The organism is Rhodococcus sp. Chr-9 (assembly GCF_000801125.1).
GTDB classification, from domain to species: Bacteria; Actinomycetota; Actinomycetes; order Mycobacteriales; family Mycobacteriaceae; genus Rhodococcus; species Rhodococcus pyridinivorans.
Map to the genome: position 1 here is coordinate 54,358 of NZ_JTIZ01000017.1, position 22,877 is coordinate 77,234.

The 22,877-nt window shown below is 67.7% G+C and carries 24 protein-coding genes and 1 pseudogene; 13 read left to right on the forward strand and 12 right to left on the reverse strand.

Going from position 1 to position 22,877, the window contains the following annotated elements; translation table 11 throughout:
• Positions 1-10: 10 nt before the first annotated feature.
• Positions 11-925, reverse strand: a complete 915-nt coding sequence (locus QR64_RS02145) for a D-2-hydroxyacid dehydrogenase (RefSeq protein WP_050993520.1) — start codon at positions 923-925, stop codon at positions 11-13.
• A gap of 141 nt (positions 926-1,066) precedes the next feature.
• Between QR64_RS02145 and QR64_RS02150 the strand changes: the two genes are divergently transcribed.
• Genes QR64_RS02150 through QR64_RS02160 form a run of 3 tightly spaced genes read left to right on the forward strand, consistent with a single transcriptional unit; the run spans position 1,067 to position 3,230 of the window.
• Positions 1,067-1,807, forward strand: coding sequence for an Asp/Glu/hydantoin racemase (locus QR64_RS02150; protein ID WP_006550441.1), 741 nt, complete (start codon positions 1,067-1,069; stop codon positions 1,805-1,807).
• Positions 1,808-2,548 (forward strand): hypothetical protein, encoded by a 741-nt coding sequence (locus QR64_RS02155; protein ID WP_006550440.1) that lies wholly within the window; start codon positions 1,808-1,810, stop codon positions 2,546-2,548.
• The gene (locus QR64_RS02160; RefSeq protein ID WP_033096905.1) at positions 2,535-3,230 is read left to right on the forward strand and encodes a GntR family transcriptional regulator; all 696 of its coding nucleotides are present in this window, start codon (positions 2,535-2,537) and stop codon (positions 3,228-3,230) included. The genes QR64_RS02155 and QR64_RS02160 overlap by 14 nt, the downstream gene beginning before the upstream one ends.
• 6 nt (positions 3,231-3,236) lie before the next feature.
• On the opposite strand, the gene QR64_RS02165 is transcribed toward QR64_RS02160, so the two are convergent.
• On the reverse strand, positions 3,237-3,842 hold the full coding sequence (locus tag QR64_RS02165; RefSeq protein ID WP_033096904.1) for a TetR/AcrR family transcriptional regulator: 606 nt from the start codon (positions 3,840-3,842) through the stop codon (positions 3,237-3,239).
• A gap of 83 nt (positions 3,843-3,925) precedes the next feature.
• Between QR64_RS02165 and QR64_RS02170 the strand changes: the two genes are divergently transcribed.
• Positions 3,926-4,549: a hypothetical protein gene (locus tag QR64_RS02170; RefSeq protein ID WP_006550437.1), complete on the forward strand. Its 624-nt coding sequence runs from the start codon at positions 3,926-3,928 to the stop codon at positions 4,547-4,549.
• Positions 4,550-4,562: 13 nt separating this feature from the next.
• Here the strand turns inward: QR64_RS02170 and QR64_RS02175 are convergent, their stop codons facing one another.
• The 8 genes from QR64_RS02175 to QR64_RS02210 form a co-directional block, all read right to left on the reverse strand.
• A complete protein-coding gene (locus QR64_RS02175; protein ID WP_039583854.1) occupies positions 4,563-5,300 on the reverse strand; it encodes an acetoacetate decarboxylase family protein in 738 nt (245 codons plus the stop codon).
• Between the two features lie 70 nt (positions 5,301-5,370).
• Complete coding sequence (locus QR64_RS02180) at positions 5,371-6,246, reverse strand: aldo/keto reductase (protein WP_033096902.1); 876 nt, start codon at positions 6,244-6,246, stop codon at positions 5,371-5,373.
• A 93-nt stretch (positions 6,247-6,339) separates the two neighbouring features.
• A complete protein-coding gene (locus tag QR64_RS02185; protein WP_033096901.1) occupies positions 6,340-6,918 on the reverse strand; it encodes an ATPase AAA in 579 nt (192 codons plus the stop codon).
• A gap of 38 nt (positions 6,919-6,956) precedes the next feature.
• Positions 6,957-8,006: an acyl-CoA dehydrogenase family protein gene (locus QR64_RS02190; protein ID WP_039583856.1), complete on the reverse strand. Its 1,050-nt coding sequence runs from the start codon at positions 8,004-8,006 to the stop codon at positions 6,957-6,959.
• Positions 8,003-8,974, reverse strand: coding sequence for an acyl-CoA dehydrogenase family protein (locus QR64_RS02195; protein ID WP_039583857.1), 972 nt, complete (start codon positions 8,972-8,974; stop codon positions 8,003-8,005). The genes QR64_RS02190 and QR64_RS02195 overlap by 4 nt, the downstream gene beginning before the upstream one ends.
• Entirely contained in the window at positions 8,971-10,131 is a 1,161-nt protein-coding gene (locus tag QR64_RS02200; RefSeq protein WP_039583861.1) for an acyl-CoA dehydrogenase family protein, read from the reverse strand. Before QR64_RS02200 ends, QR64_RS02195 begins: the two co-directional genes overlap by 4 nt.
• Entirely contained in the window at positions 10,131-11,000 is an 870-nt protein-coding gene (locus tag QR64_RS02205; RefSeq protein ID WP_006550431.1) for an enoyl-CoA hydratase, read from the reverse strand. Before QR64_RS02205 ends, QR64_RS02200 begins: the two co-directional genes overlap by 1 nt.
• Positions 10,997-12,544, reverse strand: coding sequence for a FadD3 family acyl-CoA ligase (locus QR64_RS02210; RefSeq protein ID WP_019290143.1), 1,548 nt, complete (start codon positions 12,542-12,544; stop codon positions 10,997-10,999). The genes QR64_RS02205 and QR64_RS02210 overlap by 4 nt, the downstream gene beginning before the upstream one ends.
• A gap of 44 nt (positions 12,545-12,588) precedes the next feature.
• Here QR64_RS02210 and QR64_RS02215 point away from each other — a divergent pair, with 44 nt between their 5' ends.
• The 8 genes and pseudogenes from QR64_RS02215 to QR64_RS27450 form a co-directional block, all read left to right on the forward strand.
• Complete coding sequence (locus QR64_RS02215; protein ID WP_039583864.1) at positions 12,589-13,797, forward strand: acyl-CoA dehydrogenase family protein; 1,209 nt, start codon at positions 12,589-12,591, stop codon at positions 13,795-13,797.
• Complete coding sequence (locus QR64_RS02220) at positions 13,794-14,609, forward strand: SDR family oxidoreductase (protein ID WP_006550429.1); 816 nt, start codon at positions 13,794-13,796, stop codon at positions 14,607-14,609. The genes QR64_RS02215 and QR64_RS02220 overlap by 4 nt, the downstream gene beginning before the upstream one ends.
• Positions 14,610-14,643: 34 nt before the next feature.
• The gene (locus tag QR64_RS02225; RefSeq protein WP_006550428.1) at positions 14,644-15,255 is read left to right on the forward strand and encodes a TetR/AcrR family transcriptional regulator; all 612 of its coding nucleotides are present in this window, start codon (positions 14,644-14,646) and stop codon (positions 15,253-15,255) included.
• 9 nt (positions 15,256-15,264) lie between these two features.
• A complete protein-coding gene (locus QR64_RS02230) occupies positions 15,265-16,413 on the forward strand; it encodes an acetyl-CoA C-acetyltransferase (RefSeq protein WP_033096893.1) in 1,149 nt (382 codons plus the stop codon).
• Between the two features lie 124 nt (positions 16,414-16,537).
• A complete protein-coding gene (locus tag QR64_RS02235) occupies positions 16,538-16,807 on the forward strand; it encodes a DUF2277 domain-containing protein (protein WP_006550426.1) in 270 nt (89 codons plus the stop codon).
• Between the two features lie 118 nt (positions 16,808-16,925).
• On the forward strand, positions 16,926-19,244 hold the full coding sequence (locus QR64_RS02240) for a carbon starvation CstA family protein (RefSeq protein ID WP_039583867.1): 2,319 nt from the start codon (positions 16,926-16,928) through the stop codon (positions 19,242-19,244).
• Entirely contained in the window at positions 19,241-19,423 is a 183-nt protein-coding gene (locus tag QR64_RS02245) for a YbdD/YjiX family protein (RefSeq protein ID WP_019290138.1), read from the forward strand. The genes QR64_RS02240 and QR64_RS02245 overlap by 4 nt, the downstream gene beginning before the upstream one ends.
• Before the next feature lie 15 nt (positions 19,424-19,438).
• Positions 19,439-19,801, forward strand: a pseudogene (locus tag QR64_RS27450) (enoyl-CoA hydratase); the annotation flags it as partial.
• Positions 19,802-19,828: 27 nt separating this feature from the next.
• On the opposite strand, the gene QR64_RS02250 reads toward QR64_RS27450, so the two are convergent.
• Together QR64_RS02250 and QR64_RS02255 are read right to left on the reverse strand one after the other, a co-directional pair.
• Positions 19,829-20,455, reverse strand: a complete 627-nt coding sequence (locus QR64_RS02250; RefSeq protein ID WP_039583869.1) for a response regulator — start codon at positions 20,453-20,455, stop codon at positions 19,829-19,831.
• Positions 20,452-21,666 carry a sensor histidine kinase gene (locus QR64_RS02255; protein ID WP_052227168.1) on the reverse strand — a complete coding sequence of 405 codons (1,215 nt, stop codon included), beginning with the start codon at positions 21,664-21,666 and terminating at the stop codon, positions 20,452-20,454. The genes QR64_RS02250 and QR64_RS02255 overlap by 4 nt, the downstream gene beginning before the upstream one ends.
• Before the next feature lie 126 nt (positions 21,667-21,792).
• On the opposite strand from QR64_RS02255, the gene QR64_RS02260 reads away from it, so the two are divergent.
• Positions 21,793-22,860, forward strand: a complete 1,068-nt coding sequence (locus tag QR64_RS02260; protein ID WP_039583870.1) for an ABC transporter permease — start codon at positions 21,793-21,795, stop codon at positions 22,858-22,860.
• Positions 22,861-22,877: the final 17 nt, after the last annotated feature.

Below are 22,877 nucleotides of genomic sequence, written 5' to 3' on the forward strand. Positions count from 1 at the left end.
ATGCCGACTCTCACGCGCCGGGCACGTAACCCAGCTTCTTGTCCACCACGTTCCGAAGAGGTTCGCCACTGCGGTGACGGTGGAAATTGTCGATGAAGACGTCCACCAGCGCATCGCGCCAGCCCACGAAATCCCCCGAATTGTGCGGGGTGATCGAGACGTTCGGCATGTCCCAGAGCAGATGGTCCTCGGGGAGCGGCTCGACGTCGAGCACATCCAGTGCGGCACCGGCGATGGCGCCCGACCGCAGTGCCTCGACGAGGTCGTCGGTGCGCACGAGTTCGCCCCGCCCGACGTTGACGAAGCGGGCCTGCGACTTCATCGCGGCGAACATCCGGGCGTCGAACAGGTGCCGGGTCTGCTCGGTGAGAGGCGCGGCCACGACGACGAAATCGGCGTCGGCGAGGGCGCCGGGTAGATCCGCGGTCGTGGTGACGGTGCCGAAATCGGGGTCGTCGTCGCGAGGGCGCCGGCCCGAGCCTCGGACCGTCATCCCCACGGCCGAGAGCAGGCGTGCGATCGCGCGGCCGATCGGACCGGTGCCGACGACGAGCACGGAGCGACCGGCGATGCGTTCGGACTCGCGGTGCTTCCAGATGTGCTCGCGCTGGAGCCGCAGGGATTCGGGGATGTCCTTGGCGAAGGAAAGTATCTGGGCGAGCACGTATTCGGCGATCGCCCCGTCGAAGACTCCGCGGGAATTGGTGACGACCACGTCGCTGTCGCGCAGGTCGGGGAACATGAGGGCGTCGACCCCGGCCGCGGCGACATGGATCCACTTCAAGGAGGTCGCGGCGTGCCAGGCCGCGGGCAGGGCGTCGGTGAGGAAGTCGTACGCGAAGAGGATGTCGGCGCCGTCGAGTGCGTCGGCCAGACCGGCGGCGTCGGTGTAGCGCACCGTGGCGTGTTCGGCCACCGGGGCCATCCACGCACGATCCGGCACGGCTTCGGCATGAAGCACTGCAACGACCGGCTGGGCATCCACGTTGACACCGTAAGAGCGCCTCGTATTATTGTCAACAATCCTCAAGGCTGAGGGAACTCTTTGACGAAGCCGAGGGACCGTATGGAACTGAACATTCCCGAGTTCGAAGGTCCTCTGGCTCAGCGGGGCATCGGTGTGATCGCACCCTTCGATCTCGCCCTGGAACGAGAACTGTGGCGATGGGCGCCGCTCGAGGTCAGTCTGCACCTCGCTCGAACCCCCTACGAGCCGGTGCCGGTCAGCCGTGCCATGGCCGAGATGGTCTCCGACCGGCGGCACCTGATGGTCGCGACCCGCGACGTGCTGTCGGTGGAACCGGAAGTCGTTGCGTATCTGTGTACCTCGGGCAGTTTCGTCAACGGGGTGGCCTACGAGAAGGCCCTGTGCGACGCGATCTGCGGGGCGGGCGCACCGTGCGCGGTCACGACCTCCGGAGCGCTGCTCGAAGCTCTCCGCGCACTCGACCTGACCCGCATCTCGGTGATCACCCCCTACGACCGGGAGCTCACCGACCTACTGCGCGACTTCCTGAACGAGGCCGGAACCGATGTCGTCCGGTCGTCGCATCTCGGGCTCGGCGGCGGCATCTGGAAGGTCAACTACCGCACCATCGCCGAACACATCATCGGGGCCGATACCCCCGAGTCGCAGGCGATCTTCGTCAGTTGCACCAACCTGCCGACCTACGACCTGATCGCGCCGCTCGAACGGGAACTCGGCAAGCCGGTCCTCACGGCCAACCAGCTCACCATCTGGGCGTGCCTGGGACGGATGAAGTTGCCCATGACCGGGCCGGGAAAGTGGTTGAGAGGAGTGTTCTGAATGCATCGTGACCGTCCGACCATCGGGATCGTCTACCCGGATCATGCCGCCGAGGACGACTACCCGTTCGCCGCCGAACTCCTGGGGGTGAATCTGCCCGTCGCCCACATCTACGGAACCGATCTGCACGCCGTTCCCGAACTCCTCGACCTCGGGAGCCCGGCCAAGCTCGCCGGGGGAGCGGCGCAGTTCGCGGACGAGCCCCTCGACGCTCTCGTGTGGGCGTGCACGTCGGGCAGCTTCGTGTACGGACCCGAGGGGGCACGCACCCAGGTCGAGCAGCTCTCCCGGGACGCGGGAGGCGTGCCCACGACCAGCACGAGCATCGCGTTCGTCGCCGCACTACGGGCGCTCGGAGTCGGCCGGGTGGCCGTGTCGGCGAGTTATCCGCGGGACGTCGCCGAACTGTTCGTCGCCTTCCTCGCGGACGCCGATGTCGAGGTCGTCTCGCTCGCCGACGCCGGCATCGACACCGCCGCCGAGGTCGGCACCCTGACCGACGAGGCCGTCCTCGAATTCGTGAGGACCAACGATCATCCCGACGCACAGGCGGTCCTCGTGCCCGACACCGCGATGCACACGCTGCGGATCATGCGGGAACTCGGGAAGGAGACCGGCAAGCCGGTGCTGACCGCCAATCAGGTCACCGTGTGGCACGGCCTGGAACTGGCCGGATATACAGTGGAATGCCCGGAGCTGGGCTCACTGTTCGAGGAGGATACCGATCATGGTGCTCGGTGATCTGGAAGATCTACGTCCTGTCACCCGGCCGTCCACGGCCGAGCTCATCGCCGAACAGATCCGGTCGGCCATCGTCCGGGGTGCGCTCGGTCCCGGGGAACAGCTGGGGGAGGCCGAACTCGCGGCGCACTTCCAGGTCTCCCGGGGCCCGCTGCGAGAAGCCATGCAGCGGTTGCTGTCCGAAGGTCTGCTCTACAGCATCCGCAACCGGGGCATCTTCGTCACCGAGCTCACCTTCGACGACGTCGTCGACATCTACCGCAGCCGCTGGGTCATCGAGGGCGGTGCCCTCGACCTGGTGCTGGAGGGCCGTCGCGAACAGACGTGGAAGGCCCTCGAACCGGCGATCGAGGAGATGCGCACCGCCGCCGAACGCGAGGACGCCACCGGTGTCTCGGACGGCGACCGGCGTTTCCACGAGATCCTCGTGGCCAGTGCCGACAGTCCGCGGCTCGTGCGGGCAGCCCGCACGCTGCTCGTCGAGACGCGGATGTGCCTCGGCGCGTTGCAGACCACCTATCCCGACCTGCACGTGCAGGTGGACGAGCACGTCGTGCTGCGGGAGGCGATCCGCACCGCCGACCGGGAGGAGGTGCGGCGTCTGCTCGACGAGCACCTGCACGACACGGTCACCCGGCTCCGCGAGCGTCAGAACGTCGACGGCGTGATCGCGTCCGGCTGATACGGCTCAGCCGGGAGGGGTGAACGACGACAGGGCCGTTGCGGCGATGTTGCCGCCGGCGTCCTCCGACGCCAACCGTCCTGCCGCGACTTCGGTTGCGGCACAATGGACCAGGCTGTGCAGGACCGACGCCAGCCAGGACGACGACAGGTCGGTGCGGAACGCCCCTTCGGCGCGACCGCGCTCGATGAGGGCGGTCGCGCGGGCGAGCAGGCCGTCGTGTGCGGCGCGTACGTCCTCGGCGGGAAGTGCTTGTTCGGCCGCCGCGAGCAGTGCCCCCGCGTCGGCGGTCAGCGACCACGAGCCCGCGATGAGGCGGTGAAGGGCGTCGCGGGGGTCGCCCGTGAGGTCGATCCGGTCCACGGTCTGTTCCGCCTCGGCGAGCGCGCGCTGCACCACGGCGGTGACGAGTTCTGCGCGAGTGGGGAAGTGGCCGTAGAGGGTGACACGCCCGACGCCGGCCGCCTTGGCGATCTCCCCGATGCTCGCGTCGGGGTCACGACTCAGTGCGATGCGCGCGGCGTCGAGGATCGCCTCGATGTTCCGCTCGGCGTCCGCACGTTTCCTGGTGTGAAGCGATACGGGACGGCGGGATGTCTCGTGGGTGGTCACGGATCCTCCTCTTGTCGAACACTGATGTTCAGGTTACGCTGACCATCAACTCGAACATCACTGTTCAACTTAGGCGGATCCTCATGACGAGCTCCGACATCACCATCGTCCCCGTCGATCGACCTGCGACCGGCATCGACCCGAAGGCGCTGCTACGAGGGGTGCTGCGCCGGTGGCCGAGCCTCGTCGCAGTCGCCCTCGCCGCGTTCGTCCTCGCGGACGGGGGCACCGACTTCCCGGCGATCCTCACCGGCGCGGCACTGGTCTATCTCGGTGCCGCCGTGCTGGGTCGTCGCAGCGCGGCTTGGCCGCTGTTCCTCGGCGCCGTCGCGCTGATCGGCGTCGGCAAGGTCGCCGTCGTCGCGTTCGGGGTGCCGGTCGAGATCACCGTGGTGATGGTTGCGCTCGGTGCCGCGGGCGCCGTCTACGGACTCGCGCGCACCCCGGCCGGCCGGGCGATGCTCGTCGGGCCGTCGACCGTGGCCATGCTGGGTTTCGGTGCCGTCGCGGTGGCCGCGGTGACGGTCACCCCCGTCCCGGCGGGCGTGATCGTCGGGCTCGGACTGCTCGGTCACGCCGCGTGGGACTACCTTCATTTCCGCCGGAACACCGTGGTCGCCCGCTCGCTCGCGGAGTTCTGCGGTGTGCTCGACACCCTGCTGGGTGTCGCGGTGATCGTCCTCGCCGTCTCGGGCGCGCTCTCCTGAGTCCGGGAGAGCCTCAGACGACGGTCGCGTTGCCGAAGATCATCCGCAGATCGGCGATCGACGACGAGGTCAGTGCGCGTCGGGGCAGACCGAGCGACCGCAGTTCGTCGGCGATCGGATGCGTCCCCAACCGTAGGGTCGCGCCGCCGAGCCGGGTGCGCACGCCGCTCGGATTCATCTCCCAGGTCGTGCAACGGGTGACGTCGTCGATGTGCGAGTAGGCGGCGAGCGAGGCTGCAAGGCCGTTGCCCGGCACCGGAAATCCGGGCGCCACCGCCAGTTCGGCGATCAGCACACCGTCGGCGGAGACCGAACCGCGCTTGGTGCTGCTGTCGTGGTCGGTGTCGAAGTCGGCGAGGGTCTTCGGGAAACCCCAAATGCCGCGTCCCGCCGCAAGAGTGAAGTCGCCGTCGACGGGCAGATGGTGGATGAGCGCACCGGCCTGCCCGCCGACCAGGCTCCGCCAGTCGCCGACGATGCCGTCGCCGCGGTTGTGATGGTTGCGGACGAGGAAGCACACCCCGAACTCGTTGTACGGGCCGAGGTCCCCGTCGACGTAGTCCACGAAGACGAGCGTGCAGATCCCGTGGCCCGGGCGGTACTGCAGGATCTCGAGCCCGGTGCGGGCGACGAGTTCCTGCGCGGGGCGCACGGGAACCGAGAACATCCCCATGAACGCCGTGGCCGTTCGGACCTGCACGGGCATGGTGACCGGCTTGCCCAGCACTACATGCGTCGTCGTCTCGCTCATCGCTGCCTTCCGGAAGTCGGACGTGCGTACCCCGACAATGAGAACACGTTCCAGTTCCGGGGGGAAGGGACTAGGAAGGAGCGCCGATGTTCATCTCGTCGGGATGCGCGCCCACCCGCGTGCCGTCGTCGAGCGTGTCGAGTTCGCTGAGGTCGAGCTCGTCGAGCTCGAAGTCGAAGACGTCGATGTTCTGGGAGATGCGCTGCTCGTGCACCGACTTCGGGATGACGATCAGCCCGTTCTGCAGATGCCAGCGGATCAGCACCTGCGCGGCCGACTTGCTGTGACGATCGGCGATGCGGGTGACGATCGGGTCGACGAGCAGGGTGTTCGGCTTCGAGTTCGGACCCCACCCCGAGTTGCTCGTGCCACCGAGCGGGCTCCACGACTCCACGGCGATGCCGTGCTCGGACGCGAACCGGCGGATCTCCTGCTGCGACAGGTGCGGATGCAACTCCACCTGATCCACCGCAGGCAACAACCCGCCACGATCGACCAGCAACTGCAGGTGGTGCGGTTCGAAGTTGCACACCCCGACCGCCTTCGCGCGCCCGGACTCGGCGATCTTCTCGAGGGCGTCCCAAGTGCGCAGGATCCGCTCGCGGTCCTGCAGCGGCCAGTGGATCAGGTACAGATCGACGTACTCGGTGCCCAGCTTCTTCAGGCTCGTGTCGAAGGCCTTCAGCGCCGGCTCGTAACCCTGATCGGAGTTCCACAGCTTGGTGGTGACGAAGATGTCCTCGCGCGGCACCGACGACGCGGCGAGCGCGCGCCCGACGCCTTCCTCGTTGCCGTAGGCCGCGGCCGTGTCGATGTGCCGGTAACCGGCCTCGTCGATCGCGTATCGGACCGCATGTTCGGTCTCGTCGTTGGTGGCCTGCCAGACTCCCAGGCCCAGCTGCGGGATCGTCGTTCCGGAATTCAGCGTGATCGTGGGAGGTGTCATCTCTCCGACGTTAGCGAGCCGCCGCGGCGGGCGCGAGGAATCCCGGACGATCAGGTGCTCTCCGGCCCGCGGGCGTCGAGGCGGGCGTCGAGTTCATCCGCCGGACCTCGGGGGACGGCAGGCGAGCAGCGCCGCCCACGCATCGACCTCCCGGCGGCTCGTCAGCCGTACGACCGGCAGATCGGGACGCTGTGTGAGCGCGGTGAGGACGCGGTCGCGATATCCGCCGTGGGTGCGCCACGCCCAGCGCACGATGTGGTCGCGATCGCGGAAGAAGGTGTGCAGGGGCGGTTCGATGTTGCCGTTCCACAGTTCTTCCCGGCGCACCCGGCGTCGCAGCGTCCGCCACACCACCTGGCGCATCACCGTGCTCCGCGGCAGGTCGAGCCACACCATCAGGTCGGCGCGCTCGACGAGCAGCGGCCGCACCGCGGTGTACTGCCACTCCGTCACCCAGCGAGACTGCGCGGTGAACTCCTCGACGTCGTCGCGGAAGGACGGACGCGGCGTCCAGTTCGGACCGTGATGGAGCCCGTCGATCTCGACGTGCGGAAGGTCGAGGATCTCCCCGATCCTCGCGGCGAGGGTCGTCTTGCCGGAACCGGACGTCCCCGCCACGAGGACGCGGCGGGGACGAACGGGGAGCGGAACCGAGGAATCGAGGAGGCGCATCACCGATCTTTCGCAGGGATCGCCGCCGACGATATTGCTCAGGCGGAGACCGCGCTCAGGTATTCGCGCGGTTGCCCGAACAACTGGGCGCTGCCGTGCGCCCGCTTGAAGAACAACTGCGCGTCGTGCTCCCAGGTGATCGCGATCCCGCCGTGCAACTGCACGGCCTCCGAGGCGACCTGCTGGAAGGCCTCCGAACAGTAGATCTTCGCTGCGTACGCGTCCTGCGGATCCTGCGACAACGCAGCCGCATACGACATCGACCGCGCCGTCTCCACGAGCGCGTACATGTCGGCCATGCGGTGCTTGAGCGCCTGGAACGACCCGATCGCGCGACCGAACTGCTTGCGGTTCTTCGCATAGTCGACGGTCAGGTCGAGCACGGCCTGCGCGGCGCCCACCTGCTCGGCCGACAGGGCGATCGCCGCGGACGCCCGCAACCGGTCGACGAGATCGTCGGACGACGCCAGGCGACGACCGGTCACCGCCGAGAACGACACCTCCGCGAGGGAACGCGTGGGATCCATCGTGGGCACGCGGCGTCGCGACACCCCGTCGGTCTCCGGGTCGATTTCGAACAGGCCGACCGTGTCGCCGTCGGTGGCGAGCACGAGCAGGGTGGACGCGATGTCGCCGCCGAGCACGTAGTGCGCGGTTCCGGTCAGCACGTCGCCCTCGGCGCTCACGCCGGGACGCTGCCAGCCGGCGGCCGACGCCCAGCACACTGCGACGACCTCGCCGGCCGCGATGCCGGGGAGCAGACGCGCCGCCGCGTCGGCATCACCGGACAGCAGCACGGTCTGCGCCGCGAGCACCGCCGACCCCAGGAACGGCGACGGCGTGAGGGTGCGGCCGAGTTCCTCGAGGACCACGTGGGTCTCGACCCACGAGGCGCCCACACCGTCGTACTCCTCCGGAACGGCGAGGGCCGCGACCCCGACCTGTTCGACGAGCATCGTCCACAGTTCGTCGTCGTATCCGCTGCCGGTGGTGATCGCCCGCCTCACGGCAGCCGAATCGGAGTGCTTGGCGAGCAGGGTGCGTACCGAGTCCCGCAGTGCGGCAAGCTCTTCCGTCTCGAACGTCACGACGCCTCGCTCTCGAGTGCCGCGACCACGCGTGCCCGGTGCTCGTCGGGGGTGCCCCACGCAGTGACGAGCGCGCGGACCTTCGTGATCCACAGCGACAGATCGTATTCCTGGGTGTAGCCGATGGCGCCGTGCACCTGCAGTGCCGTGCGCGCGGCGAGATAGGCGGCATCGCCGCACGCGACCTTCGCGGCCGAGACGTCCCGGGACGCGGTGGACAGCTCGTCGCGGACGGCGATGGCCGCGCCGTGCAGCAGCGGACGTGCCATCTCCAGCGCGATCGCCACCTCGGCGAGGTGGTGCTTGACGGCCTGGAAGGAGCCGATCGCACGACCGAACTGCTTGCGCTGCTGCGCGTACTCGACGGTGGTGTCGAGCAGGGTCCGGCCCAGGCCCTGGAGCTGAGCGGCGGACGCCAGGACACCGATGTCGAAAGCCGCCGCGGTATCTGCCGATCCGAGCGACTCGCCGACGGTGAGCGAGGCGAGCGTGCGCGACCGGTCGACCGACTCGCGCGTGTCTCCGGCGGTGCCGACCGAGACTGTGCCGTCGGCGACGTGCAGCGCGAGGTCGGCGACGTGCGCGTCGACCGCGTACGGCGCGTGGGGGAGCATCGCGACGGTGGCGAGCGATCCGGCGGCAAGCGGGCCGAGACGCTCGGGTGCCACGGCGGCGAGCAGAACCGGTGCCACCGCGACGGTTTCGACCACCGGACCGGGCACAGCGTGGCGACCGAGCTGTTCGACGGCGACGACGAGATCGACCGCGTCGGCCCCGAGGCCGTCGTGCTCCTCGGCAACGAGCAGATCGTTGACGCCGGTCTCGGCCAGTCGCTCCCACACCTGCAGACCCGGTGCCGTGTCGCCGCTGTTCCACGCACGGATCACCTGCGGCATATCCGACTTGGTGAGCAGGGCGTCGATACTGGACGCGAAGTCCTCATGGGACTCGTCGAGTGCGAATCTCATCGATCACCCCTCGGAAGGCCGAGCAGCCGCTCGGCAATGACGTTCTTCTGGATTTCGTTGGTACCGGCGTAGATCGGGCCCGACAGCGAGAACAGGTAACCGTCGGTCCAGCCGTCGACGAGTTCGGCGTCCGCACCCTGCAGGTCGAGCGCCGTCTCATGCGCGGCGATGTCCCACTCGGACCAGAACACCTTGTTGATCGACGATTCGGCGCCGAGCTGTCCGCCCGCGGTCAGGCGCGTGACGGTCGCCCAGGTCGACAGCTCGTAGGCGCGCGCCCCGATCCACGCGTCGGCGACGCGGTTGCGCAGCGCGGTGTCGCCGTGGAGATCGGACTCGCCGTAGGCGCACAGCAGCCGGTCGGTGGCCGCCAGGAATCGGCCCGGCGCACGCAGCGACAGACCGCGCTCGTTGGAGGCGGTGCTCATCGCGACCCGCCATCCTTCGTTCACCGCACCGATCACACCGGACTCACCGGGACGCTCCGGGTCGTCGGGGACGAAGACGTCCTCGAGGAAGATCTCTGCGAAGCCCGGCTCACCGTCGAGCTGCGGGATCGGTCGCACGGTGACGCCCTCGGCCCGCAGGTCGAACATGAAGTAGGTGATGCCCTTGTGCCGCTGGGCCTCCGGGTCGGAGCGAAACAGACCGAAACCCATGTCGGCATAGGACGCCCGCGAGCTCCAGGTCTTCTGGCCGTTGAGCAGCCAGCCGCCGTCGACTTTCGTGGCGGTCGAGCGCAGCGACGCGAGGTCGGAGCCGGACTCGGGTTCCGACCAGGCCTGGGCCCAGATGTCGTCGGCCCGGGCCATGCGCGGCATGATGCGGGCGAGCTGTTCGGGGTGGGCATGCTCGAACAGGGTGGGGGCGAGCAGGAAGATGCCGTTCTGGCTCACCCGGCCGGGCGCACCGGCGCGGTAGTACTCCTCCTCGAACACGACCCACTGCTCGAGGGTCGCGTCGCGGCCGCCGAGTTCCTCGGGCCAGGAGACGACCGACAGGCGTGCATCGGCGAGGGTCCGTTCCCACTGCCGGTGTTCCTCGAAGCCCTCGGCCGTGTCCATCGACTCGAGCGGCGTCGTGGGGACGTTCTCGGCGAGGAAGGCGCGTACCTCGTCGCGGAACGCGAGGGTGGCGTCGTCGAGCTGCAGATCCACTACTTCGCTCCTTCCACCGGACGAGCGGTCGCGGCCATCGACTTGGCGTTCATGCCGCCGAGCGAGTCGGCGCCGACCTCGGCGTTGTGCGCGTGCGCGAAGTGGTGCAGGCCGAAGACCGAGTCCATGCCGTTGCGCATGCCCATCTGGTCCTCGCACTGGTTGACGGCGCGCTTGGTGAGCGCGAGCCCGAAGCGGGGCATCTCCGCGATGCGGGCGGCGAGGGCGAGGGTCTCGTTCTCGAGTTCCTCACGCGGCACGACGCGGCTGACCATGCCCACCTCGTAGGCGCGCTGGGCACTGAAACGATCACCGGTGTAGAGGATCTCCTTCGCGAAGCGCGTTCCGAGGATCCACGGGTGCGCGAAGTACTCGACACCCGGGATGCCCATGCGGACCACGGGATCGGAGAAGAAGGCATCCTCGGACGCGACGATCAGGTCGCACACCCACGCCAGCATGAGACCACCGGCGATGCAGGCGCCCTGCACCGACGCGATGGTGGGCTTGGGGATCTCGCGCCAGCGGCGGCACATCCCCAGGTAGACCTCCATCTCACGGGCGTAGCGCTGGTCGCCGCCGGGCTTGTCGACGTGATCCCACCACATCACGGCCTTGTTGTCGTAGTGGACGTGGTGGTCGCGGCCCGGGGTGCCCAGATCGTGGCCGGCGGAGAAGTGCTTGCCGTTGCCGGCCAGCACGATCACCTTGACCTCGTCGTCCTCGACGGCCCTCTCGAAGGTGGCGTCGAGCGCGTAGGTCATGACCGAGTTCTGGGCGTTGCGGTAATCGGGTCGGTTGAGAGTGACGATCGCGACGCCGTCGCGCACCTCGTAGGTGACGACATCGGGCTCGAACGGGACGGTCATGACTTCTCCTCACGCAGAACGTTCTTCAGTACCTTGCCGGACGGGTTTCGGGGCAGCGCATCGATGAACCGAACCGATCGCGGCGCTTTGAAGTTGGCGAGTTTCTCTCGGGCGTACGCGATCACGTCGTCCTCGGTGAGCGGATGTCCGTCCAGCGGGACCACGAACGCCCGGCCGACCTCACCCATGCGCTCGTCGGGGACACCGATCACCCCGACCTCGTGGACTCCCGGCAGGCGCAGCAGTGCCGCTTCGACCTCCGCCGGATAGACGTTGAATCCGCCGCTGATGTACATGTCCTTGAGACGATCGGTGATGTCGAGATAGCCGCGTTCGTCGACGGTCCCGACATCGCCGGTGTGCAGCCACCCGTCCTCGTCGATCGTCTTGGCCGTGGCCTCGGGATCGTCGAGATAACCGAGCATGACGTTCGGGCCGCGCAGCAGGATCTCGCCCTTGTCGCCGATGCGCACCTCGAACTCCGCGGTGGCGCGTCCGGACGAGGTGGAGACGGTGACGGGATCGTCGTCGGTGCGGCACATCGTCGCGACGACCGCCTCGGTCTGCCCGTAGGCGGTGAGCACCGCGTCGAAGCTCAGTTCGTTCTGCATGCGCTCGACGAGGGAGACGGGCACGGGTGCGGCGCCGGTGACGGCGATGCGCAGGTTGCTCAGGTCGTACTCGCCGCGCCGCGGGTGGTCGAGGATGGACTGGTAGATCGTCGGGGCGCCCGGGAGGACGCTGATGCGCTCGGCCGCGACCATCGCCATGACCTTCTCTACGTCGAAGGTCGCGAGGGGGATGACGGTGGAGCCATGGAGCAGTGCGGCGACGAAGCCGGCCTTGTACCCGAAGCTGTGGAAGAACGGGTTGATGATCAGGTAGTTGTCGTCGATCGTCAGTTCGGCGCACTCGGCCCACGCCTGCGCGACACCGATGCACTGACGGTGGGCGCTGAGCACGCCCTTGCTGCGGCCGGTCGTGCCCGAGGTGAACAGGATGTCGGAGACGTCGTCGGGGGTCACGGCCGCGGCGCGCGCGTCGGCCTCGGTGCGGGCGGCGTCGGTGGCGGAGGACAGGAAGTCCGCCCACTCGACGATCCCGTCGATCGGCGCGTCGTTCCCGCCCAGCGGGACCCGCACGGTCGTCGGGATCGACAGTTCCGGAGCGGCCTTGCACAGTTCGGTGTAGCGGTCGGTACCGAGGAAGTCGCCGACCACGACGAGGGCCTCGGGGCGGACGCGCTCGACGACGTCGGCGGCCTCGTTTCCGGTGTAGCGGGTGTTGAGGGGTACGACGACCCCGCCGGCCCAATGTGTACCCAGGGCAGCGATCACCCAGTGGAACGTGTTGGGCGACCAGATGACGACGCGCGCACCGCGTTCGACGCCGCGGGAGACGAGCGCCGCGGCGGCATCGCGGACGTGGTCGCGCAGTTGTGCGAAGGTCAGCCGGGTGTCGCCATCGGCGATCGCGAGCAGGTCCGGCCAGGTGTCGGCGGCACGTACGAGTGCGGCCGGAGTGGTTCTCGGTCGTGTGTTCACAGAGCTCCCTACCTAGCAATTGCTTGGTAGGTTATCGTACGGATGTGCACGAGAGCGAGAGCCAGGAAAATGCGGAGTTCGCAGCCACCGTCCGACAGTGGCTCGAAGACAACCTGACCGGCGACTTCGCCGAGCTCAGAGGCAAGGGCGGACCCGGAAGCGAACACGAGTTCTTCGAACAGCGACTCGCGTGGGACCGGCATCTGGCCGCTGCCGGATGGACCTGCATCGGCTGGCCCACCGAGTACGGCGGGCGCGGCGCGAGCATGGATCAGCGCGTGATCTTCCACGAGGAGTACGCGAAGGCGAACGCGCCCGCGCGCGTCAACCACCTCGGTGAGGAACTGCTCGGCCCCACCCTCATCGCGTTCGGGACCGAGGAACAGAAGCAGCGCTTCCTGCCCGGGATCCGTAACGTCACCGAACTGTGGGCGCAGGGCTACTCGGAACCGGGAGCCGGCTCCGACCTCGCCAACGTCTCCACCACCGCCCGCCTCGAGGGCGACAAGTGGGTGATCAACGGTCAGAAGGTCTGGACGTCGCTCGCACACGTCGCACAATGGGCCTTCGTCGTCGCGCGGACGGAACCCGGTTCGACCCGCCATCACGGCCTGAGCTTCCTGCTCGTGCCCCTCGACCAGCCCGGCGTCACGGTGCGGCCCATTCAGCAGCTCACGGGCACCTCCGAGTTCAACGAGGTCTTCTTCGACGACGCCGTCACCGACGCCGACCTCGTCGTCGGTGCCCCCGGCGACGGGTGGAAGGTCGCGATGGGTCTGCTGACCTTCGAACGTGGCGTCTCCACCCTCGGGCAGCAGATCGGCTTCGCCCGCGAACTCGACGGCATCGTCTCCGTCGCCGAGAGCAACGGTGCGATCGACGATCCGCACCTCCGCGAACGCATCGCCCGCGCGCGGATCGAACTGCGGGTCATGCGTGCCCACGCCCTACGCACCCTCGGCGACGCCGACCCGGGTCAGGCCTCGGTCGCGAAACTGCTGTGGGCGAACTGGCATCGCGACCTGGGGCAACTCGCCATGGACGTGCAGGGATCGTCATCGCTCGTCGGCCCCGATCACGACCATGCCGGAAATCCCTCCGACATCACCGATCCCGAACATCTCGAGCTCGCGGAATGGCAGCGGCTGTTCCTGTTCACCCGCGCCGACACCATCTACGGCGGATCCAACGAGATCCAGCGCAACATCATCGCCGAGCGCGTGCTCGGCCTTCCCCGGGAGGCACGTCCGTGACCGCAACACCCCGTCCCGCATCCCCGCTCGCGACCCCGCCGGTCGAGACCCCCGGCCACGGACTGCTCCGCGACAAGAAGGTCGTGGTCACCGCCGCCGCCGGTACCGGCATCGGATTCGCCACCGCGCGTCGCGCGCTGCTCGAGGGCGCCGACGTGCTCGTCTCCGACTTCCACGAGCGCCGGCTCGGCGAGTCCGCGGAGAAGCTCGCGGCCGAGTTCCCCGAACAGCAGGTCGCGACGATCGTGTGCGACGTGTCGTCCACCGAACAGGTCGACGCCCTCATCACCGGCGCCGCCGACCGGCTAGGGCGCATCGACGTGCTCGTCAACAATGCTGGACTCGGTGGGGAGACGCCCGTCGTCGAGATGACCGACGAGGAATGGGATCGCGTCCTCGACATCACCCTCACCAGCACCTTCCGCGCGACCCGCGCGGCACTGCGCTACTTCCGCTCGGTCGACCACAACGGCGTGCTCGTCAACAACGCGTCGGTACTCGGCTGGCGCGCCCAGCACTCGCAGGCGCACTACGCGGCGGCGAAGGCCGGCGTCATGGCCCTGACCCGCTGCTCCGCGATCGAGGCCGCCGAATACGGCGTGCGCATCAACGCCGTCGCCCCGTCCATCGCCCGACACCCCTTCCTCGCGAAGGTCACCAGCGAGGAACTGCTCGACAACCTCGCCGCCGGTGAGGCCTACGGCCGCGCCGCCGAGGTCTGGGAGGTCGCGGCGACCATCGCGATGCTCGCGAGCGACTACACGACCTATCTGACCGGCGAGGTCGTGTCGGTCTCCTCCCAGCGCGCATGAACCCGCTCTCGGTCGGCTTGAAAGGATGTCCGTCATGACTCCCTCACGCGACGACACCTCCAGCAAGTCCGGACGCCGCGCGGAACTGCTCGACATCGCAGCCGACCTGTTCGCGTCGCGCGGTGTGCGGGCCACGACCGTGCGCGACATCGCCGACGCGGCGGGAATCCTCTCCGGCAGCCTCTACCACCACTTCGATTCCAAGGAGTCGATGGTGGACGAGATCCTGCGGGCCTTCCTCGACGACCTGTTCGACCGGTACCGCAAGATCGTCGCGTCGGGTCTGCCGTCCCGCAAAACCCTCGCGGCACTCGTCACCACCTCCTACGAGGCGATCGACCGGTCGCACGCCGCGGTGGCGATCTACCAGGGTGAGGCCAAGCATCTCGAGGGCGACCGCTTCGCCTACATCGGCGAACTCAACACCGAGTTCCGCGACCTGTGGGTGGGCGTGATCGAACGCGGCGTCGCGGACGGTTCGTTCCGGCCCGACGTCGACGTCGAACTGGTCTTCCGGTTCCTGCGCGACACCGTGTGGGTGGCCGTGCGCTGGTACCGGCCCGGAGGCTCCCTCAGTATCGATCAGGTTGCCCAGCAATACCTTTCCATCGTTCTCGACGGACTGTCGAACCAGAATTCTTCGTAAGGAGACATCATGACCGAGGCCTACATCGTCGACGCGGTGCGCACCCCCATCGGCAAGAAGAAGGGTGGGCTCGCGGACGTGCACCCGGCCGACCTGGGCGCGCACGTGATCAAGGCGCTCGTCGAGCGCACGGGCATCGACCCCGCCGACGTCGACGACGTGGTGTTCGGTTGCGTCGACGCCATCGGCGGCCAGGCCGGCAACATCGCCCGCACCGCGTGGCTGGCCGCCGGCTACCCGCAGCACGTGCCCGGCGTGACCGTCGACCGTCAGTGCGGGTCGAGCCAGCAGGCCCTGCACTTCGGTGCCCAGGCGATCCTCAGCGACACCGCGGATCTCATCGTCGCCGGTGGCGTGCAGAACATGACGCAGATCCCGATCTCCGCGGCCATGATCGTCGGGCAGCAGTACGGCTTCGACACCCCCTTCGGTGGGTCGAAGGGCTGGACGGAGCGCTACGGCAGCGACGAGGTGTCGCAGTTCAAGGGTGCCGAGATGATCGCCGAGAAGTGGGACCTCAGCCGCGAGGAACTCGAGAAGTGGGCGCTGCAGAGCCACGAGCGCGCCAAGGCCGCCATCGCCGAGGGACGCTTCGAGAACGAGATCGTCCCCTTCGGTGACGCCACCGTCGACGAAGGCCCGCGCGAGACCAGCCTCGAGAAGATGGCGTCGCTGCAGACCCTCGTCGAGGGCGGACGCCTGACCGCCGCCGTCGCCAGCCAGATCTCCGACGGCGCATCCGCGGTGCTGCTCGCCTCCGACGAGGCCGTGAAGAAGTACGGCCTGAAGCCCCGCGCGCGCATCCACCACCTCAGCGCCCGCGGCGACGACCCGATCTTCATGCTCACCGCCCCGATCCCCGCCACGCAGTACGCCCTCGAGAAGGCCGGCCTGACGATCGACGACATCGACCTCATCGAGATCAACGAGGCCTTCGCGCCCGTCGTCCTGGCGTGGATCAAGGAGATCGGCGCCGACCCGTCGAAGGTCAACGTCAACGGCGGCGCGATCGCCCTCGGCCACCCGCTCGGCGCGACCGGCACCAAGCTGATGGCGACGCTGCTCAACGAGCTCGAGCGCACCGGTGGTCGCTACGGCCTGCTCACCATCTGCGAGGGTGGCGGGACCGCCAACGCGACCATCATCGAACGCGTCTGACCCACCCCCTTCACATCCGCGCGCCCGTTCGTCACCCGCTGCTGCGATCGCCGCAGCGGACGGACAGCGGGCGCGCGGAAGCGAACGTATGGTCCGGTCCGGAGGTGACGTCTACCCTCGAAGCATGTGCCGGAACATCACGGAGCTGCGGGGGCTCGAGCCGGCTGCGACCGCCGAGGAGATCGAAGCGGCCGCACGGCAGTACGTCCGTAAGGTCAGCGGGATCCACAAACTCTCCGACGCCACCCGGGAGCCGTTCGAACAGGCCGTCGCCGAAGTGACCGCGACGACGACGAGATTGCTCGCGGCCCTTCCCGAGCGGCGGCAACCACCGCCGTCGGTGCCGCCGCTACGTCGGCCCGAGGTGCAAGCCAGGATCGCCGCACGCGGCTGATCGATTCCGGTTCGTTCGTCGACGCGCGCGGGTAGCGTGACGCTGGTCGAGATTCGAGCACATTCGAGGCCCGTCGCGACCTCCGCGGGTCTGCGGGCGAGCCTGGTGAGGAGCCGATATGGCTGTGGACCCGGCGCCGCCGACCAGCAGCGAGGTGGAATATCTCCGGACCGACCCCGATCTTCCACCGGTCGGTGTCGTCGACCGGACACCGATATCACCCACCGCGAGGATCGTCTTTTTCGTGCTCGCGATTCTGGGGGCGGTCGCCTGGTCGATCATCGCGCTGGTCCGCGGCGAGGAGATCAACGCGGTCTGGTTCGTCATCGCCGCCGTGTGCACCTATCTCGTCGCCTATCGCTTCTACGCGAAGTTCATCGAACGCAAGATCGTGCAGCCACGCGACGACCGTGCGACACCTGCCGAGGAACTCGAGAACGGCAAGGACTACATGCCGACGGACCGTCGGGTGTTGTTCGGCCACCACTTCGCCGCCATTGCCGGCGCGGGCCCGCTCGTCGGCCCGGTGCTCGCCGCCCAGATGGGTTATCTGCCCGGCACGATCTGGATCATCGTCGGCGTCGTCTTCGCCGGTGCGGTCCAGGACTTCCTCGTCCTGTGGATCTCCTCGCGCCGCCGCGGACGCAGCCTCGGCCAGATGGCCCGCGAGGAACTCGGGCCGATCGGCGGCGTCGCGGCGCTCATCGCGGTCTTCGTCATCATGATCATCCTGATCGCGGTGCTGGCATTGGTGGTCGTGAACGCGCTCGCCGACAGCCCGTGGGGCCTGTTCTCCATCGCGATGACCATTCCCATCGCACTGTTCATGGGCGTCTATCTGCGCTATCTGCGACCCGGCAGGGTCGCGGAGGTGTCGCTGATCGGCGTCGTTCTGCTGCTCGTCGCGATCATCGCGGGTGGCTGGGTCGCCGAGACCGACTGGGGAACGAACTGGTTCACCCTGTCCCCGGTGACGATTTCGTGGCTGATGATCGCCTACGGATTCGCGGCGTCGGTGCTGCCGGTGTGGTTGCTGCTCGCCCCGCGCGACTATCTGTCGACCTTCATGAAGGTCGGCACGATCGTCCTGCTCGCGATCGGGATCCTCGTCGCACGACCGAACCTGGAGATGCCCGACATCACGTCGTTCGCGATCGACGGCGATGGTCCGGCCTTCGCGGGGTCGCTGTTCCCGTTCCTGTTCATCACCATCGCATGTGGCGCACTGTCTGGATTCCACGCGCTCATCTCCTCGGGCACCACCCCGAAACTGCTCGAGAAGGAGAAACAGATCCGGCTGATCGGCTACGGCGGCATGCTCACCGAGTCGTTCGTCGCGATCATGGCGCTGGTCACCGCCTGCATCATCGACCAGCACCTGTACTTCACGCTCAACGCTCCGGCCGCCCTCACCGGCGGCACCCCGGAGACCGCCGCCGCCTACGTCAACGGTCTCGGGCTGGGGTCGCCCGACATCACCCCCGAACAGATCTCGGCGGCAGCCGAATCCGTCGGGGAGGAGTCGATCATCTCCCGTACCGGTGGTGCCCCGACGCTCGCGTTCGGCATGTCCCAGGTGCTCAGCGACCTGTTCGGCGGCGACAGCCTCAAATCGTTCTGGTACCACTTCGCGATCATGTTCGAGGCGCTGTTCATCCTCACCACCGTCGACGCGGGAACGCGTGTCGCGCGGTTCATGCTTTCGGACTCGCTCGGCAACTTCGGCGGTCCCGCTCGTCGCTTCAAGGATCCGTCCTGGCGTCCCGGCGCCTGGTTGTGCTCCGCGGTCGTCGTCGGCCTGTGGGGTGCGATCCTGCTGATGGGCGTCACCGACCCGCTGGGCGGCATCAACACGCTCTTCCCACTGTTCGGCATCGCCAACCAGTTGCTCGCCGCGATCGCCCTGACCGTCGTGCTCACCGTCGTCGTGAAGAAGGGACTGGTGAAGTGGGCGTGGATCCCCGGCGTGCCGTTGGTGTGGGATCTGATCGTGACCATGACGGCGTCGTGGCAGAAGATCTTCTCCGGCGACCGCGCGGTGGGGTACTGGGCCCAGCACCGAGCTTTCGTCGACGCGAAGAACTCCGGCGCAACCACATTCGGTTCGGCGAAGACTGCCGACGAGATCGATGCCGTCATCCGCAACACATTCATCCAGGGCACGTTGTCGATCGTGTTCGCAGTGCTCGTGCTCATCGTGGTCGCCGCAGGAGTAGTGGTGTGTACCAGATCGGTCCGGGCCGGAGGTATGCCCACCACCGAAACACCCGACGTGCCGTCGAAGATATTCGCGCCCGCGGGCTTCGTGCCGACCCCGGCCGAGAGGGAACTGCAGAAGGAGTGGGACGAACTGATCGCATCGGGCAAGGTCCGCGCCCCGGGCGCCGCACACACCCATGCCTCGCGGCATCGCGACGGGGACGGAGGTGGGTCGTGATCACAGCACTGCGTCGGGCGTGGTGGTGGATCGGTGCCGTCATGGGCGACCACGACTACGCGAGGTACGTCGAACTGCACCGCCGGCAGCATCCGGATCGACCACCGCTGAGCGAACGCGACTACTGGCGTGAGCGGCACGCTGCAGCGGATGCGAACCCGGGAAGCCGATGCTGTTGAGCGGGGAGATCGGGCATGACGCCGTACGAATCGATCCGCGTCGAGACGCGCGATCGGGTAACGACTGTGATCATGGCCCGTCCCGAGCGCCGGAACGCGGTCGACGGTCCGATGGCCGCCGAACCGGCCGACGCGCCTCGTGCTCTCCAAACCGGTGATCGCGGCAGTGGAAGGCTACGCGGTTGCCGGTGGACTCGAACTGTCACAGTCTTCCCACAGACCTGCATGCGCAACGACCGCCGCTCGGTCTACGAACAGTTCGGCCGCTCCGAATCCGAGGCGCTCGGATTCGTATTCGCCCTCGGTATGGAGTCCGTTGGAAGCGACACGGTCGGAGGGGCAGCGCGGTTCGCGTCCGGGGAGGGCAGGCACGGTTCGTTCTCCTGGCCCGATCCTCGACACCGATCACGCGATCAGGCCCCGCTCGCGCGCCGCGACCACTGCGGCGGTGCGATTGTCCACGTCCAATTTGGTGAAAGCGTGCACCAGATGGGATTTCACGGTTGCCTCGCTGACGAAGAGCTGTTTGGCGATCGCGCGATTGGACAACCCTTCGGCGACCAGCGACAGCACTTCGATTTCGCGGGCGCTGAGGTCGGTGCGGGGCTGCTGCATGCGGCGGTAAAGGCGCTGGGCCACGTCCGGGTCCAGGACGGTCTCCCCACGGGCCGCCGCGAACACCGATTCGATCAGCACTTTCGGGTCGGTGTCCTTGAGGAGGTAGCCTGCCGCACCGGCTTCGACCGCGCGCAGAATGTCCGCGTCCGTGTCGTAGGTGGTGAGTACGACGACCCTCGGCGGATCGGCCGCAGTCAGGATCCGGGCGGTCGCCTGCGCCCCGTCGATCCCCGATCCCAGACGCAGATCCATCAGCACCACATCGGGTTTCGCGGCCGCCGCCGAAGCCACGGCTTCCTCACCCGACGATGCTTCGGCCACCACCACGATGTCATCGTGCGACGCCAGCAACGCGCGTAGTCCCGCCCGTACCACCGGGTGATCGTCGACGAGCAGTACACGTACCGCACTCATGCGACCCGCCCGACCGGAAGGGTTGCGGCAACCGCGGTTCCGTCTCCGGGTGCCGATTCCACGACGAGTGTGCCACCCAGTTCGGCCAGTCGTTCCCTCATCGACCGTAAGCCGAATCCACCGTCCTGACGTTGATCGAAGCCGATACCGTCGTCGACGATATCGAGCCGTACTTCGTCGGATGCGTAGCTCAATGTCACCCGTACCCGACGCGCCCGCGAATGCAACCGCACGTTGGCGAGAGCACTCTGGGCGACGCGGAGCAAGGCGACGTCGCAGTCCGTCACCAGCGGGATCGGATCGCTGTCGGTGAGTAGGTCACCGGTGATCCCGGTCTGCTGTTCGAGTTGGTCGAGCAGGCGCCGCAACGCGGATTCGAGCGGTGCGGACTCGAGCGCAACCGGCGCGAGCGCGTCGACCACCCGGCGGGCCTCGATCAGATTCTGCTGCGCGGTGTCCGCGATCTGCGCGAAGATCGCCGCGGAATTGTCGGGAGCGCGCTGCCCGGCTCGAGAGAGCAGCAGAATGGACGAAAATCCTTGCGCCAGAGTGTCGTGGATGTCACGCGCGAGGCGGGAACGTTCGGTCAGTGCGCCCGCTTCCCGTTGCAGCGCGACCAATTCGTCCTGCGCCCCGAGCAACTCTCGGTGCGCCTCGGTGAGTTCGTCCACCAACTGCTGTCGCTGCGCGGACTGCCGCACCAACTGTTGATAGACGACGGCCATTCCGGCGGCAGCTGCCGCCCCGAACACCGGTCCGAGAATCGAGGCAACCGTGTTCGTGGTGCCGTGCCACAGCGTCGCTGCGATCGCTATCGCGGTCAGCATGATCGTCACCGTCAACGCGACCGGAGTGGAGAACAGGGGAAAGCACAAGAAAAACAGGGCGAACGCTAACCAGACGAAGTTGACATCCGCCACCACGAGAGCCAGCCAGCCCAGCCCGAGCGCCGCGAACCAGATCTGCCCCGATCGGCGCTGTACCGGCTCCCCGTTCTCGAAGCCCTCACGCCGCGCGAACCAGATCCCGAAGAGATACCACCCGGCTACCACGACAGCGAACGCGACGATCGGAACGGGATGAGCACTGTCGGTAACCGTGCGCACGACACCCACCGCGAGGAGCAGGAAGAACAGCAGATGGGCGCCGAATTGCATGGCGCGTAGCACCGGCACGGCCCCGCCCGAGTCAGACCCATCGGAATTCCGCATTTCGCCCACTCTAATACCGCACTATGCCGTCGACCGCACCGATCGAAGATCTCCAACTTTCGATGGATCAGCGAACCCAACCAATGCGCGATGCCGGGAATGCTCCCTTGCACGACGCTGAGATGCATGTTCCTCGCTTTCCGTGATCTCCGATTCGCCAAAGGTCGCTTTACGCTGATGACCTCGGCCCTGTTCCTCATTTCGCTGATGGTGGTCATGCTGTCGGGGCTGACCTCCGGACTGGGTAATCGGTCCATCGCTGCGATCGAGAACATCGGCGCCGACCACTTCGCATTCGGTGCTCCCCCCGATGGCCGCTCGGTCTCGTTCGCCGAGTCGACCGTGACGACGCGGCAGTATGCGGAACTTGCAAAGGCCGACGGTGTCGATGCTGCGTCGATCATCGGGGTGGCACCCGCTCGGATCAGCGTCGACGGTCGAGAAGTTGCCGCTTCTGCGTTCGGCGTCGACGGGCATTCTTTCGCCGCTCCGGTCGTGCTCGGTGCCGGCTCGGTAGCCGTGGACGCCGACCTCGCCAATGACAACGGATGGACGAACGGAACCCGGATTTTGATGAGCGGAAAGGTATTCACCATCACCGCTCTGGTCGACGACTCGTTCTACAGTCATCAGCCCGTGGTCTGGATGGACCACGACGCATGGATGTCACTGCCGTCGGCCGGTGGCAGTGACGGCACCGTCGTTGCATTGCGGACCTCCGCAGGGTTCGACGCCGATTCTGTCGGTGAGGCGACCGGGACGGCCGTCACCGACGGCCGCGGTGCGCTGAACGCGATCGGGTCGTACACCTCCGAGCGTGGATCGCTGCTGTTGATGCAGACGATGCTGATGATCGTCAGCGCCTTGGTCGTCGGGGCCTTCTTCACGGTATGGACCATCCAGCGCGGCCAGGACCTCGCTGTGCTCAAGGCTGTCGGTGCCTCCACCCGCTATCTGCTCCAGGACGCACTCGGGCAGAGCTCGATCGTGCTGGTACTCGGATCCGGACTTGGAACCCTGGCCGCAGCCGGTCTCGGAACGGCAGCCTCGCAGTCGGTTCCGTTCTCGCTCACGATGTCCACCACCGTGGTTCCGTTCCTCGCCCTCGTTGCGACGGGCATGATCGGCGCGGCTGCTTCCCTGGTCCGTATCGCCAAGGTCGACCCGCTCGCTGCCCTTGCAGCCGCTCGATGAGTCATCTACCGAGAACG